Annotated in this window: 11 protein-coding genes; 6 read left to right on the forward strand and 5 right to left on the reverse strand. The window is 60.1% G+C overall.

Translation table 11 applies throughout. The features are described from left to right. Positions 1–32: 32 nt before the first annotated feature. A complete protein-coding gene (locus L8K08_RS22385; RefSeq protein WP_242199968.1) occupies positions 33–1,511 on the forward strand; it encodes a helicase HerA-like domain-containing protein in 1,479 nt (492 codons plus the stop codon). Here L8K08_RS22385 and L8K08_RS22390 read toward each other — a convergent pair whose 3' ends face one another. Next, positions 1,512–1,970: a DciA family protein gene (locus L8K08_RS22390; protein ID WP_145165373.1), complete on the reverse strand. Its 459-nt coding sequence runs from the start codon at positions 1,968–1,970 to the stop codon at positions 1,512–1,514. Positions 1,971–2,277: 307 nt separating this feature from the next. Between L8K08_RS22390 and secA the strand changes: the two genes are divergently transcribed. From secA to L8K08_RS22405, 3 genes are all read left to right on the forward strand, one after another. Beyond that, positions 2,278–5,013 (forward strand): preprotein translocase subunit SecA, encoded by a 2,736-nt coding sequence (gene secA, locus L8K08_RS22395; protein WP_106578375.1) that lies wholly within the window; start codon positions 2,278–2,280, stop codon positions 5,011–5,013. Positions 5,014–5,137: 124 nt separating this feature from the next. After that, positions 5,138–6,355 (forward strand): bifunctional glutamate N-acetyltransferase/amino-acid acetyltransferase ArgJ, encoded by a 1,218-nt coding sequence (argJ, locus tag L8K08_RS22400; RefSeq protein ID WP_242199969.1) that lies wholly within the window; start codon positions 5,138–5,140, stop codon positions 6,353–6,355. Positions 6,356–6,375: 20 nt separating this feature from the next. Continuing rightward, positions 6,376–7,320, forward strand: a complete 945-nt coding sequence (locus L8K08_RS22405) for a Nudix family hydrolase (RefSeq protein ID WP_242199970.1) — start codon at positions 6,376–6,378, stop codon at positions 7,318–7,320. A 127-nt stretch (positions 7,321–7,447) separates the two neighbouring features. On the opposite strand, the gene L8K08_RS22410 is transcribed toward L8K08_RS22405, so the two are convergent. The 3 genes from L8K08_RS22410 to L8K08_RS22420 are packed head-to-tail and all read right to left on the reverse strand — an operon-like array spanning position 7,448 to position 11,029. After that, on the reverse strand, positions 7,448–8,026 hold the full coding sequence (locus L8K08_RS22410; protein ID WP_242199971.1) for a cob(I)yrinic acid a,c-diamide adenosyltransferase: 579 nt from the start codon (positions 8,024–8,026) through the stop codon (positions 7,448–7,450). A 2-nt stretch (positions 8,027–8,028) separates the two neighbouring features. After that, entirely contained in the window at positions 8,029–10,065 is a 2,037-nt protein-coding gene (locus L8K08_RS22415; protein WP_145165365.1) for an ATP-binding protein, read from the reverse strand. A gap of 46 nt (positions 10,066–10,111) precedes the next feature. Further along, on the reverse strand, positions 10,112–11,029 hold the full coding sequence (locus L8K08_RS22420; RefSeq protein ID WP_242199973.1) for a putative 2-dehydropantoate 2-reductase: 918 nt from the start codon (positions 11,027–11,029) through the stop codon (positions 10,112–10,114). Between the two features lie 123 nt (positions 11,030–11,152). On the opposite strand from L8K08_RS22420, the gene L8K08_RS22425 reads away from it, so the two are divergent. Together L8K08_RS22425 and L8K08_RS22430 are read left to right on the forward strand one after the other, a co-directional pair. Continuing rightward, complete coding sequence (locus L8K08_RS22425; protein ID WP_003193880.1) at positions 11,153–11,638, forward strand: YajQ family cyclic di-GMP-binding protein; 486 nt, start codon at positions 11,153–11,155, stop codon at positions 11,636–11,638. A 136-nt stretch (positions 11,639–11,774) separates the two neighbouring features. Continuing rightward, positions 11,775–12,617, forward strand: coding sequence for a mechanosensitive ion channel domain-containing protein (locus tag L8K08_RS22430; protein WP_145165361.1), 843 nt, complete (start codon positions 11,775–11,777; stop codon positions 12,615–12,617). Between the two features lie 189 nt (positions 12,618–12,806). Here the strand turns inward: L8K08_RS22430 and L8K08_RS22435 are convergent, their stop codons facing one another. Further along, entirely contained in the window at positions 12,807–14,078 is a 1,272-nt protein-coding gene (locus L8K08_RS22435) for an OprD family porin (RefSeq protein WP_145165359.1), read from the reverse strand. Between the last annotated feature and the right edge of the window lie 227 nt (positions 14,079–14,305).

Genomic DNA, 14,305 nt, shown 5'->3' on the forward strand with positions numbered 1-14,305 from the left:
TGCGGCACTAAAGATTAACCAAAGGTGACGAAATGCCTGACTCCTCGCAACTCCTTATTGGCGCCGGCCCCGACGGCCAGCCCATCGCCCAGGCCATGCGCCTGGCCAACCGTCACGGCCTGATTGCCGGCGCCACGGGCACCGGCAAGACCGTCACCTTGCAGCGCCTGGCGGAAGCGTTCAGTGATGCGGGTGTGGCCGTGTTCGCCGCTGATATCAAAGGCGATCTATGTGGTCTGGGGGCTGCCGCGAACCCTCAAGGTAAAGTGGCTGAGCGCATCGCGGGCATGCCCTTCCTTAATTACACGGCGAAGGCTTATCCGGTAACGCTGTGGGATATCCACGGGCAGTCGGGTCATCCGCTTCGCACGACCATCAGCGAAATGGGACCTTTATTGCTCGGCAGCCTGTTGGAACTCACCGACAGCCAGCAGTCGGCACTCTATGCCACCTTCAAAGTGGCGGACCGCGAAGGCCTGCTGCTGCTCGACCTCAAAGACCTCAAGGCATTGCTCAACCATCTGCGCTATCACCCGCAGCTGCTGGGTGACGATGCCGCGCTGATGACTACCGGCTCCAGCCAGGCGCTGTTGCGGCGCCTGGCGGTGCTTGAACAACAGGGCGCTGAAGCCTTGTTTGGTGAGCCGGCCCTGCAGCTTGAAGATATTTTGCAGCCGGCCAGCGACGGCCGCGGGCGAATCCATCTGCTCGACGCCAGCCGGTTGGTGCATGAAGCGCCCAAGGTGTACGCTACTTTCTTGCTGTGGCTGCTGGCCGAACTGTTCGAGCAGTTGCCGGAGCGCGGGGATGCCGACAAACCGTTGCTCGCGCTGTTTTTCGATGAGGCGCACTTGTTGTTTGCCGACACGCCCAAGGCTCTGCAGGACCGGCTGGAGCAAGTGGTGCGCCTGATCCGCTCCAAGGGTGTCGGTGTGTACTTTGTCACGCAATCCCCCGCTGATTTGCCTGACACGGTCTTGGCGCAACTTGGTCTGCGTATTCAGCACGGCTTGCGGGCGTTCACCACGAAAGAGCAGAAATCCCTGCGCGCGGTAGCGGATGGCTTTCGGGCCAACCCGGCATTCGACACCTTGTCGGTGCTCACAGAGCTGGGCACTGGTGAGGCACTGGTGGGCACCTTGCAGGAAAAGGGCACGCCGGAAGTGGTCCAACGCGTGCTGGTAGCGCCGCCGCAATCGCGCATCGGGCCGCTCAGCGAAGCCGAACGCGCCGCGCTGATTGCCAGCTCGCCGTTGCTGGGTCGCTATGACAAGCCGATTGATCGAGAGTCGGCCTATGAAGTGTTGATGGCGCGCAAGGAGCTCGGGCCGACTGAGGCAGCCACGCCTGCTGCCGAAGAACCGAGCTTTACCGACAAGGCCGGGGCATTTCTGGGCTCCGCGGCCGGCAAGGCACTCAAGTCAGCCATGCAACAGGCCGCCAATCAGATGGGCCGGCAGTTGGTGCGGGGTTTGTTGGGCTCGTTGCTGGGCGGCAGCAAGCGTAAGTAGCTATTCAGATTTGGGCTTGGCGTGCGCGGCCAATCGTTCCAGTGCTGCGCGCAAGCCCGGATCGCTGATCCCGTCGGCCGTTGCCTGAATGGTTTCGGCCGCATTTATCGACAGGTTGATGGTGTGCCCCACCGCGCCTTGCTGCACGGTCGGCGGCTGCACCTTGAACTGGATACGGGTCAAACTGGCAAATTCATCAAAGGCCATCAATTGTCGCTGCAGGCGTTTTTGCTGATAGCGCAAACGGGTCGCCCAATGACCGTCGGTGACAATTAACAGCAAATTTCCTTCGCGCCAGGACGCCACATGGCAATGTTCACGTGCGGCAGGTTGTAGCTGGCTTTCGACCAGGCGTTGCAAATGGCCCAAGCGTTGCGCATGGCCGAAGATGGCTTTCAACGGCTTGGCTTCGCGGAGCAACACGCTGGGCGCGCGGGCTGTAAGAGGGCGAAATGCCATGTTTAGACACCTTAAGTAACAGAGCCGCCATCTTAGCAGAAAGCGCCTGTGTGCCCCCCAGCCAATGCGTCACGCAGCGCTTTGCTCGTAAAATCAATAGGTAACTTCTGCGCCTGATGGGTTGAAGTTCCAGCAAAAGCCCTTATTTTAAACAGGCCCTCTCACAGCGCCATGCCAGCATCGGGGAATAACGCCACTTTCCTCACCCACGATTCCGGGTAGAATGCGCGTTCGCATGCGGCCGTGAGGGCTGCTCGGGCCACTCACGGTGCGCCCTCCATCCCTATGTGTGGAAGAACCTGCCGATATGTTTGCGCCTTTGTTAAAGAAACTTTTTGGAAGCAAGAATGAGCGCGAAGTTAAACGCATGCTCAAGACGGTGCAGCTGGTCAATGCCTTCGAAGAGCAGATGGTTGCCCTTTCGGACGAGCAATTGCGCGCCAAGACCCAAGAGTTCAAGGCCCGCATAGCCAAAGGTGAAACCCTCGACAAGCTGCTTCCCGAAGCCTTTGCGGTCGCCCGTGAAGCCGGTAAGCGTGTCATGGGCATGCGCCACTTCGACGTGCAGTTGATCGGCGGCATGACCTTGCATGAAGGCATGATTGCCGAAATGCGCACCGGTGAAGGCAAGACCCTGGTGGCAACCCTGGGTGTTTACCTCAACGCACTGTCCGGCAAGGGCGTGCACGTTGTGACGGTGAACGACTACCTGGCTCGCCGGGACGCCAACTGGATGCGCCCGCTGTATGAATTCCTCGGCCTGACCGTCGGCGTGGTAACGCCGTTCCAGCCGCCGGAAGAGAAGCGCGCCGCTTACGCTGCCGACATCACCTACGGCACCAACAACGAATTCGGTTTCGACTACCTGCGCGACAACATGGCGTTCAGCATGGAAGAAAAATTCCAGCGCGAACTCAATTTTGCCGTGATCGACGAAGTCGACTCCATCCTCATCGACGAAGCCCGTACCCCGCTGATCATCTCCGGCCAGGCCGAAGACAGCTCGCGCCTGTACACCGAGATCAACAAGTTGATCCCGCGTCTGGAGCAGCACATCGAGGAAGTGGAAGGCGTGGTGACCAAAGAAGGTCACTTCTCCATCGACGAGAAGACCCGTCAGGTCGAACTCAACGAAGCCGGTCACCAGTTCGTCGAAGAGATGCTGACCCAGATCGGCGAGCTGGCCGAGGGCGAAAGCCTGTACTCGGCCCACAACCTGGGCCTGTTGACCCACGTGTATGCCGGCCTGCGCGCCCACAAGCTGTTCCATCGCAACGTCGAATACATTGTCCAGGACGGCCAGGTCGTGCTGGTTGACGAACACACCGGCCGTACCATGCCGGGTCGTCGTCTGTCCGAAGGCCTGCACCAGGCCATCGAAGCCAAGGAAGGGCTCAACATCCAGGCTGAAAGCCAGACGTTGGCCTCCACGACCTTCCAGAACTACTTCCGTCTGTACAACAAACTGTCCGGCATGACCGGTACGGCCGACACCGAAGCGTTCGAGTTCCACCAGATCTACAACCTGGCCGTGATGGTGATTCCACCGAACAAGCCGCTGGCGCGTAAAGACTACAACGATCTGGTGTTCCTGACGGCCGAAGAGAAATACGCGGCAATCATCAACGACATCAAGGACGGCATGGCCCAGGGACGTCCGATCCTGGTGGGTACCGCCACCATCGAAACTTCCGAGCACGTGTCCAACCTGCTCAACAAGGAAGGCATCGAGCACAAGGTTCTCAACGCCAAGTTCCACGAAAAAGAAGCCGAGATCATTGCCCAGGCCGGTCGCCCAGGCGCACTGACCATTGCCACCAACATGGCCGGTCGTGGTACCGACATCCTGTTGGGCGGTAACTGGGAAGTGGAAGTCGCGGCGCTGGAAAACCCAAGCCCTGAGCAGATCGCTCAGATCAAGGCCGACTGGCAGAAACGTCACCAGGCCGTGCTGGAATCCGGCGGCCTGCAGGTGATCGCCTCCGAGCGTCACGAATCGCGCCGTATCGACAACCAGCTGCGTGGTCGTGCCGGTCGTCAGGGTGACGCCGGTTCCAGCCGTTTCTACCTGTCGCTGGAAGACAGCCTGATGCGCATCTTCGCCTCCGATCGGGTGAAGAACTTCATGAAGGCCCTGGGCATGCAGTCCGGTGAAGCGATCGAGCACCGCATGGTGACCAACGCCATCGAGAAGGCTCAGCGCAAGGTAGAAGGCCGTAACTTCGACATTCGTAAGCAACTGCTCGAGTTCGATGACGTCAACAACGAACAGCGTAAAGTGATTTATCACATGCGTAACACGTTGCTGGCCGCCGACAACATTGGCGAGACCATTGCCGATTTCCGTCAGGACGTGCTCAACGCCACTGTCAGCGCGCATATCCCGCCACAGTCCCTGCCTGAGCAGTGGGATGTTGCCGGTCTGGAAGCGGCGTTGAAGAGCGATTTCGGTGTGGACCTGCCGGTTCAGCAGTGGCTGGACGAAGACGATCACCTGTACGAAGAAACCCTGCGCGAGAAGCTGATGACCGAGCTGCTGGCCGCGTACAACGAGAAAGAAGAGCAGGCCAGTGCCGAAGCGCTGCGCACCTTCGAGAAACAAATCGTACTGCGTGTGCTGGACGACCTGTGGAAAGACCACCTGTCGACCATGGACCACTTGCGTCACGGTATCCACTTGCGTGGTTACGCCCAGAAGAACCCGAAGCAAGAGTACAAGCGCGAGTCGTTCACGCTGTTCTCCGAGCTGCTGGATTCGATCAAGCGCGATTCGATTCGCGTGCTGTCCCACGTTCAGGTGCGTCGCGAAGACCCGATCGAGGAAGAAGCTCGCCTGCGCCAGGAAGCCGAAGCATTGGCTGCGCGCATGCAGTTCCAGCACGACGAAGCACCGGGCCTGGAAGCGCCTGAGGTGTTGGGCGAAGAGGTCGATGTGGCCTTGGCGCAAACTCCGGTTCGCAATGATCAGAAGCTGGGCCGCAACGAACTGTGCTGGTGTGGTTCGGGCAAGAAGTTCAAACACTGCCACGGCGAAATCAACTAAGATTTTTGCCTGACGCTGCAACACCCCGCGCCGCGACCGGCATCAGCCGTCGCGGCGTTTTGCCATTAATTCCCACCGTCGATAGCGACGGCACAGACATCACCTATTTTTAAGGAGCGCATTCATGGCTGTTGGTCTTGGTCCTTTGCCCACATTGCACCCGGTTGCCGGTTTTGAACTCGGTATCGCTTCGGCCGGCATCAAGCGCCCCGGGCGCAAGGATGTGGTGGTGATGCGCTGTGCCGAAGGTTCGACTGTCGCCGGTGTATTCACCCTCAATGCGTTCTGCGCCGCGCCGGTAATCCTGGCCAAACAACGCGTGGCCGGTTCGATTCGCTACCTGCTGACCAACACCGGTAACGCCAACGCCGGCACCGGCGAGCCTGGCCTGGTGGCCGCTGCCCGCACCTGCGCCAAGCTGGCCCAGTTGACTGGCGTGGACGCCAGCCAAGTGCTGCCTTACTCCACCGGCGTAATCGGTGAGCCACTGCCGGTAGAAAAAATCGAAGGCGCCCTGCAAGCCGCGCTGGATGACTTGTCTGTGGATAACTGGGCTGCCGCTGCCACGGGCATCATGACCACCGACACACTGCCAAAAGGCGCGAGCCGTCAGTTCGTGCACGACGGCGTGACCATCACCGTGACCGGCATCAGCAAAGGCGCGGGCATGATCCGCCCGAACATGGCCACCATGCTCGGCTACATCGCCACCGACGCCAAAGTCTCCCGCGACGTGCTGCAACGCTTGATGCTGGACGGCGCCAACAAATCGTTCAACCGCATCACCATCGATGGCGATACCTCGACCAACGACTGCTGCATGTTGATTGCGACCGGCCAGGCCAACCTGCCGGAAATCACCTCTACCGAAGGCCCGCTGTTCGCCGCGTTGAAGCAGGCGGTGTTCGAGGTGTGCATGGACGTGGCCCAGGCCATCGTGCGTGACGGTGAAGGCGCGACCAAGTTTGTGACCGTTGAAGTCAACGGCGGCGCCAACCACCAGGAATGCCTGGACGTTGGCTACACCGTGGCCCACTCGCCGCTGATCAAGACTGCCTTGTTTGCCTCTGACCCGAACTGGGGCCGCATCCTCGCCGCCGTTGGCCGTGCCGGCGTGCCTGACCTGGACGTGGGCAAGATCGACGTGTTCCTTGGCGAGGTGTGCATTGCCAGCCGTGGCGCCCGCGCCGAAACCTACACCGAAGCCCAGGGCTCGGCAGTGATGCAGCAGGAAGAAATCACCATCCGCATTGAGCTGGGTCGCGGTGAGTGCAGCGAAACGATCTGGACCACTGACCTGTCCCACGAGTACGTGAAGATCAATGCGGAATACCGCACCTGACAGCCAAGAGGATAAGCGCGGTGAAACGAGTGCATGTAGCAGCAGCGGTGATCCGCGGTGTCGATGGCAGGATCCTGCTGGCGCGCCGCGCCGATACCCAGCATCAAGGCGGCCTCTGGGAATTTCCCGGTGGCAAGGTGGAGGCCGATGAATCGGTTGCTGCCGCCTTGTCCCGCGAATTGCAGGAAGAACTGGGCATCCAGGTCACCACGGCACGCCCGCTGATCAAGGTGCAGCATGATTACCCGGACAAGCAGGTGTTGCTGGATGTCTGGGAAGTCTCGGCCTTTACCGGCGAGCCTCACGGTGCCGAAGGGCAGCCGTTGGAATGGGTGGCTCCGCGAGACTTGATCAACTATGCGTTCCCGGCGGCGAATGCCCCGATCGTGGCGGCGGCGCGGCTGCCGGCTCAGTACCTGATTACCCCAGGCGAGCTGGAAACCCCGACCTTGCTGCGTGGTATTCAGAAGGCGATTGCCGGGGGCATCAAGCTGGTTCAGCTGCGTGCGCCCAATGGTTACGACCCTAAATACCGTGACCTGGCGGTGGACGCGGTTGGCCTGTGTGCCGGCAAGGCGCAATTGATGCTCAAGGGCCCGTTTGAGTGGCTGGGGGATTTCCCGGCGGCCGGCTGGCACATGACGTCGGCGCAGTTGCGTAAATACGCGAGCAAGGGACGCCCACTGCCCAAGGATCGCTGGTTGGCGGCCTCCTGCCACAACGCTGAAGAACTGGCGCTGGCGGAAATGATGGACGTGGATTTTGTCACCCTGTCACCGGTGCAGCCGACCCAGACGCATCCGGATGCTCAGCCATTGGGTTGGGAGCAGGCGGCCGAGTTGATCCGTGGGTTCAGCAAGCCCGTGTTTTTGCTCGGCGGCGTCGGGCCGGCTGAGCGGGAGCAGGCGTGGGCCGCCGGGGCTCAGGGTGTGGCAGGAATTCGGGCGTTTTGGCCGCAGGTTTGATGTTGTTCTGACGGGCCTCTTCGCGAGCAAGCCCGCTCCCACAGTCGACCCGGTTCCAACGTTGGAATGCAGTCAAATGTGGGAGCGGGCTTGCTCGCGAAGGGGCCAGATCGGTCACCCCAAAACCTCAGTGTGGCTTAGCCGCCGCCTGCCACAACACCTCAGCCACACCCTGGCGTTTGGCAATCACCCGTGCTGCCACAAACAACAAGTCCGACAACCGATTGATGTACGCCAACCCCACGCCTTCCAACGGTTCAATCGCATTCAACTGCTGACACCGCCGCTCCGCACTGCGCGCCAGGCTGCGGCACACGTGGGCTTGGGCGATCAGCGCGGAACCACCGGGCAAGATGAAGTTCTCCAGCGGCCCGACTTCCTCGTTCCAGCGATCAATCGCCGCTTCCAGCCGATCAACTTCGGCCGCATTCAAGGCTTTGTACACCGGCATCGCCAGCTCACCGCCCAAGTCGAACAACCGATGCTGGCAAGGGGTAAGCACCTCAATCACGTCGTTCAGTTGCGGATGCTTGCCGCTCTGCTCTTCAAGGTTGGCCAGCAGTAAACCCAACTGGCTGTTGAGCGTGTCCACCTCGCCGATGGCTTCCACGCGCGGGTGGTCCTTGGGCACGCGACGGCCGTCGCCCAGGCCGGTCTCGCCTGTGTCGCCGGTACGGGTGTAGATCTTCGACAGGCGAAAGCCCATGGTTATTGCTCCAGTTGAGTCAGGTCAAAGGGTGGCATTTGGCTGCCGGCCAGCGGCAGGCGCAGGGTGAAGCAGGTGCCTTGGCCGAGGGTGGAGTGCACTTCCATCTGGCCTTTGTGGTTATTGGTGACGATGAAATACGACACCGACAGCCCCAGCCCGGTGCCTTGGCCGATTTCCTTGGTGGTGAAGAACGGCTCGAACGTGCGTTTGCGCACGTTTTCGCTCATGCCGATGCCATTGTCTTCCACCTGGATCTCCGCCCAGGGCGGGTTGAGGCGGGTGCGCAAAATGATGCGCCCGGGCTCGCGGTCGTCTTCACGCAGGTGAATGGCCTGGGCGGCGTTTTTCAACAGGTTGAGCAGTACCTGTTCCAGTTCGTTGGCGGTGCCGGGCACCGGGCCGAGCTGCGGGTCGAACTGGCGGATGATTGCCTGGCCCTTGAAGTCGAAGCCGATCGTCAGGTCGAAGTCATTACCGGCAATTTCCACTGCCTGGTCGATCAGTGCTGGCAAATCGCAAGGCGCCATTTGCCGATTGCTGCGGCGGCTGAAACTGAGCATATGCGTGACGATCTTCGCCGCGCGTGCGCCGGCTTGCTGGATGCCATCGAGCAATTGCGGGACTTCGCGGCCCTGCAGGTAGCGGTTGACCACTTCCAGTTCGATGCCCGCCTGTTCGGCGTGTTCCAGGTTTTTCGGCAGGTCGGGGGACAGGCGGCGGCGGATGTTCTGCACGTTGTGCAGGATCGCCCCGAGCGGGTTGTTGATTTCGTGGGCCATGCCCGCGGCCAGGCCGCCGACGGAGAGCATTTTCTCTGACTGCACCATCATTTCTTCCAGGGACAAGCGCTGGGTGATGTCGTCGATACGGATCACCACGCCGCGCCCGGCGCCGCCCATCAAGGGGTAAAAGGTCAGGGCGTAATGCTTGGCCTCGTCATCCTTTATCCAGGTGACGCGCTCAATGCGTTCAACCGTGTGTTGCTCAACCGTGGCCTTGATTTGCGGCAGGTAGGGCTTGAGCGGCTGGAACGCGAGGAAGATCGGCTGGTTCAGCGCTTCGTCCAGGCGCGTGCCGGAAAGCGCGGTGGCTTCCTGATTCCACTGGGTGACGTAGAGTTGTTCGTCCAGGGCGATCAGCGCAGAAGGCATCGAGTCGATAATGCTGTTCAGGTAATTCTGGAAGCCCGTGAGTTTTTTCTCGATCTTGCTGCGAACCTGCACCTCGAGTTCCAGCTTGCGGTTGGTATGACGCGTCTCTTCGGCCAGGCCCTGGGCTTGGGCGTAGGCGGCCTGGGAGTCGTCCCGCGCTCGCTTGAGCTGATGCTCGCGGGCTTCGATGCGCGACAGCATGGTGTTGAACGCTTCGGCCAGGCTGCCGATTTCATCATGGTTGCCGCGCCCGGCACGCAGGGCGTAGTTTTCTTCGCGGGTCACCTGGCGCGAGAGCTCTTCGAGTTCGTGAATCGGGCGGGTGATCAGGCGTTTGATCTGCCGGGCGATGACCAGCCAGAGCAATACGCTGAAAATCAGGATGCCCAGGCTGGCTGTCAGCGTGCCGGTATAGAACGCCACGGGTAGCTCGCTGCTGGCCACCAACAGTAAATGCCCCGGAGGCTGGCCGGCGCGGGGCAGGGTGATGACTTGGTTGCTGCGAAATTCGGTGACGCGCCAGGCCTCGATATGCCGGTAGTTGTCCGGCAGGTGCAGGCGGTTGCCATGTTGCATTTGGGCCAGGCGGGTGCCTTCGCCGTCATATAACGCGGCGGCGCGTAATGGCGAGTAACTGGTCAACTCGCTGAGCAGGGCGTCGGCCTTGGCCGGGGATTCGAGGGCTTCGGCGGCGAGGGCGGGGTTGGACACCAGGCGACCGATGGCCTGCAACGCCTGCGGGGCCATGCTTTCCTGGGAGATCCAGTAGGCGGCGCTGATAAACGTCAGGTTGGCCACCAACAACACGGTGGTCAACAACACCAGCAGGGCGGCCAGCAGTTTCTGCCCTACCGGTAGATTTTCAAGACGCTGGCGCAGTGGCATCAGGGTTTTCCCAGGTGATAGACAGGTAGGCAGGGTAGCGCGTGCCTCAGTCGGTGGCCAATCCGCGTGCGCGTAAGTGGTCAATCAGCCGCGCTTGCAGCTGTTGCAGATGCGGCAGCACCAACTGATGGCGGGCCGCCGCCTGGCAAGCGTAGCCCAGCAGGTAGCTGATTTCGGTGCGCCGGGCGTTGGCCACGTCCTGATACATGGAGGAGTAGTTGGCGGCCGTCGCGTGGATGACGCGTTCTACTTCGCTGTGCAGCGCCTCGGCGGCGGCCGGTTGACCGCAGCACTCGAGCAACTCGGTCAATTCGGCGCACAAGGTCGCCACTTCGCATTGGTGGTCTTGCAGGCCGCCGTTGCGGCACTGGTAGAGCACGGTCAACGGGTTGATCGCGCAATTGAGCGCCAGCTTGCGCCATAGGCGGGTGAGAATATCGGTGCTCCATTCGTGGGGAATGCCGGCGGCGTGCAGGTCGTCCAGCCACAGCGGTGGCGTCGGGTGGCCCGCGTCCCCCAGCCAGGTGTAGCCATGACCGGCGAAGACCACGCGCCAATCGCCGTCGCGGAACGCGCCTTCGGTGCTGGAGGCAAAGATGCAACGGGCTTGCGGCAGCTGCGCGGCCACGGCGTCCTGGCTGCCCAGGCCGTTTTGCAACAGGATCAATTCGGCGTCCGGTACCAGCCGGTGTTGCAGCTGTGCGATGGCGGTTTCGGCGTCGTAGGCTTTGCACGCCACCAGTAGACGATGAATGGGTTCTTGGCTGTGGGGCGTTTCGCCGATCACTGGGTAGGTGTGTGCTACGCCATGCTCTACCAGCGTCAGGCCTCTTGCCTGCCGGTAGCTGGAAAGGCGCGCCTCATCCCGCAGGATCAGCCGCACGGGCACGCCCGCGCGCGACAGGCGTGTGGCCCACAGTGTGCCCAGGCTGCCGGCGCCGAGAATGTGCCAGGTAGTCGACATGAGTTTGTGCTCCGTAGGGTCGCTCACAGTGAACAGGGCGAAAGAACCGCTATAATGCCTCGGCATTTTAGCTTGGGCGCGCTCCATCTCTACTGAGCCCGCCCCTTATATTGGAGAAATGACATGCCTTCGTTCGACGTGGTATCCGAACTGGACAAACACGAAGTCACCAACGCCGTCGAGAACGCCGTCAAGGAACTGGACCGTCGCTATGACTTGAAAGGCAAGGGCAGCTTCGAGTTCAAGGAAAAGGAACTGACCGTCAACCTGACCGCTGAAGCCGATTTCCAGCTGGAAGCGATGATCGAGATTCTCAAGCTGGCCCTGGTCAAGCGCAAGATCGACGTGCAGTGCCTTGAAGTCAAGGACGCCTACGCCTCCGGCAAGCTGATGAAGCAGGAAGCCGTGCTCAAGGAAGGCATCGACAAAGAGCTGGCAAAGAAGATCGTCGCCCACATCAAGGATGCCAAGCTGAAAGTCCAGGCCGCCATCCAGGGTGAACAGGTTCGCGTGACCGGCAAGAAGCGTGACGATCTGCAAGAAGCAATCGCTGCTCTGCGCGCCAAGACCTTCGACATGCCACTGCAGTTCAATAACTTCCGCGACTGATGGCACTTCGCGGAACCTGTGGGTGTTTTTGACGTCCCACGCCCCAGAGTCTGTGCCTACACTTGAGCCCCACGGGGCTCATTTGCGTTTTATGGCAGTCAATCAAGCCGCACATCCGCGCAACAGGAGAAGATAGATGGATTTGAACGCTGAAGTGGATCACCTGATCAAGACCTCGCAGTCCTGGATCCCGATGATTATGGAATACGGCAGCCGGGTGTTGCTGGCAGTGATAACCCTGGCCATCGGCTGGTGGCTGATTAACGTATTTACCCACCGCGTGGGGCGCTTGCTGGCCATCCGCAATGCGGACCTGGCGCTGCAGCACTTCATCACCAGCCTTGCCAACATCGCATTGAAAGTCATGCTGATTGTCAGCGTGGCCTCGATGATCGGCGTGGCAACCACCTCGTTCGTCGCCGCCATCGGTGCGGCTACCCTGGCCATCGGCCTGGCGTTGCAAGGCAGCCTGGCCAACTTCGCCGGCGGCGTGCTGATTCTGCTGTTCCGCCCATTCCGCATCGGTGACTGGATCGAGGCTCAGGGCACATCCGGGACCGTCGACAGTATTCAGATCTTCCACACCGTGCTGCGTACCGGCGACAACAAAACCGTGATCGTGCCTAACGGCATCCTGTCCAACGGCATCATCACCAACACCAACCGCCAGCCTACCCGCAAGGTAGTGTTCGACGTGGGTGTCGACTACGAAGCCGACTTGCAGAAAGCCCGTGAAGTGCTGCTGGAATTGGCGAAAGACCCGCGCGTGCTGACAGACCCTGCAGCGGTGGCGGTAGTGTCGACGTTGGGCGACAGTTCGATCACCGTGTCTTTGCGTTGCTGGACCAAGACGTCAGATTACTGGGACGTGGTGTTTATGCTTAATGAACTGGCGCGTGATCGTTTGAAAGGCGCGGGCATTGATATTCCGTTTCCACAGCGCGTTATTCGCGTGATGCAGGAACCGGCTGCGAAATAACTAAGCGCAACGTATCGAACTTGGCCGAATGGTCAGGTTCAATGCGCGCCGTTAATCTCGTTAGTTAGCTTGCTAGTTATTTTTTCAAAGAAATAAAACTGCAATAAAAAAGCCGCTCCCTTGCAAACAGGGGAGCGGCTTTTTATTTAAGGCCGAGGCCTTAAGCCATCGTTGTAATCAAACTGGCAATTACAAGATGTTCAGCGGGTATTGCGCGATCAGACGCAGTTCGTCGATAGACGCCGAACCGTAGTACACGCCATCAGACGAACGATAGGTCGCTTGACGCACGCGCAGGCTCAGGTCTTTTGCTGGACCGCTCTGAATCACGTACTTGGCTTCGATGTCACGTTCCCACTCTTTGCCGTTGGAGGTCTCTGCGGTGTTAGCGCCGGTACCTTTAACGTAGCGAGTCATGAAGCTCAGGCCTGGCACGCCGAAGGTGGCCATGTTCAGGTCATAACGAGCCTGGAACGATTTCTCGTCTTCTGCGTTGAAGTCGGAACGGGCGATGGAGTTGGCCAGGAAAATCGTGCCGCCGCCGTCTACGCCGTAGCCGTAGTCACCGTCACCGCTGACTTTTTGGTAGGCCAGGGTGAACGTGTGAGCCTGGATGGTGTACGCGCCTTGCAAGCTGTAGGCACGGTTGTCCAGTTTGGTGGTGCCGTCTTTTTCTGCGCGTTGCAGGCCGGCGCCGTCGCTCTTGGTGCTGTAGATGTTGAAGTCAACGGCCAGGGACTGTTCGTTGCTCAGCGCGTGAGTCCAGTTCAGGTTGGCGTAGGTTTTCTTCCAGTAGTCTTCAGTCTTCGCGTAGTAAAGGCTGGCGCTGACTTCTGGAGTCAGGGCGTACACACCACCGATGAAGTCGGTTTTGGTCAGGCCCAGGCTGTCACGGTAAGTCTGTGCTTGTGCCACGCTGGAGGTGAAGTGACCACCTTCGAGTTTCAGGCCCTTGATCTCGTTGCTGGTGATCGAGATACCTTGCGGCAGCTCTGGCAGCAAGCGGCTGTCATCGGAGGCGAATACAGGCGCGGTGGTGTACTGGTCGCCGACTTTGAGCACGGTGTCGGAGATGCGGAACTTAACAGCGCCGCCGCCTTTGGAGTAGTCGTCTTGCGAGCGGCCGTCTGCACCGGTAGGGAACAGGCCAGTGCCCGAACGACCCTTGCCGCTGTCGAGTTTCACGCCCAGCAGACCGATCACATCAACACCGACGCCGATGGTGCCTTGGGTGTAGCCCGACTGGAACAGGCCGTTGAAGCCCAGGCCGGTTTCGTCTACACGGCTTTTGCCGGTGTCGTTGTTACGGAAGTCGCGGCTGAAGTTCAGCAAACGAGTGTTGATGCTGAAAGTACTGTCTTCAACAAAGCCCTTGGAATCGTCCTGGGCGGACGCCATTGCGAACTGCGAGGTGCCTGCTGAAACAGCCAGGGCGATCATGCTCCACTTCATCACGCGCATCGTGATTTGCTCCTTTGGTTTTAGGAAGAGTACTGCCGTCCCACCTGTATTTTTATCTGGGCGGCTCTTTCTTTTTTGTGTCGGCGCAAAGTTATATCACGCAGACCCTATTGACGATACTTACCCATCTATCCTTTCAGCTTCTTTACGAGGCTGTCGTAAATTGCTATTTCCATGTCGCAAATTCACAGCCCGACTGTAACCAGGCTGACAACTTAAGTGCTGTT

Origin of the sequence: Pseudomonas sp. TREG-RG-20F-10-E-6-01 (assembly GCF_022662455.1) — a bacterium.
In the GTDB taxonomy this organism is placed as follows: Bacteria; Pseudomonadota; Gammaproteobacteria; order Pseudomonadales; family Pseudomonadaceae; genus Aquipseudomonas.

Coding starts and splice junctions, on each gene's coding strand:
- L8K08_RS22385 (WP_242199968.1), top strand. CDS start 33: ATGCCTGACTCCTCGCAACTCCTTATTGGCGCCGGCCCCGACGGCCAG.
- L8K08_RS22390 (WP_145165373.1), bottom strand. CDS start 1,970: ATGGCATTTCGCCCTCTTACAGCCCGCGCGCCCAGCGTGTTGCTCCGC.
- secA (WP_106578375.1), top strand. CDS start 2,278: ATGTTTGCGCCTTTGTTAAAGAAACTTTTTGGAAGCAAGAATGAGCGC.
- argJ (WP_242199969.1), top strand. CDS start 5,138: ATGGCTGTTGGTCTTGGTCCTTTGCCCACATTGCACCCGGTTGCCGGT.
- L8K08_RS22410 (WP_242199971.1), bottom strand. CDS start 8,026: ATGGGCTTTCGCCTGTCGAAGATCTACACCCGTACCGGCGACACAGGC.
- L8K08_RS22415 (WP_145165365.1), bottom strand. CDS start 10,065: ATGCCACTGCGCCAGCGTCTTGAAAATCTACCGGTAGGGCAGAAACTG.
- L8K08_RS22420 (WP_242199973.1), bottom strand. CDS start 11,029: ATGTCGACTACCTGGCACATTCTCGGCGCCGGCAGCCTGGGCACACTG.
- L8K08_RS22425 (WP_003193880.1), top strand. CDS start 11,153: ATGCCTTCGTTCGACGTGGTATCCGAACTGGACAAACACGAAGTCACC.
- L8K08_RS22430 (WP_145165361.1), top strand. CDS start 11,775: ATGGATTTGAACGCTGAAGTGGATCACCTGATCAAGACCTCGCAGTCC.
- L8K08_RS22435 (WP_145165359.1), bottom strand. CDS start 14,078: ATGCGCGTGATGAAGTGGAGCATGATCGCCCTGGCTGTTTCAGCAGGC.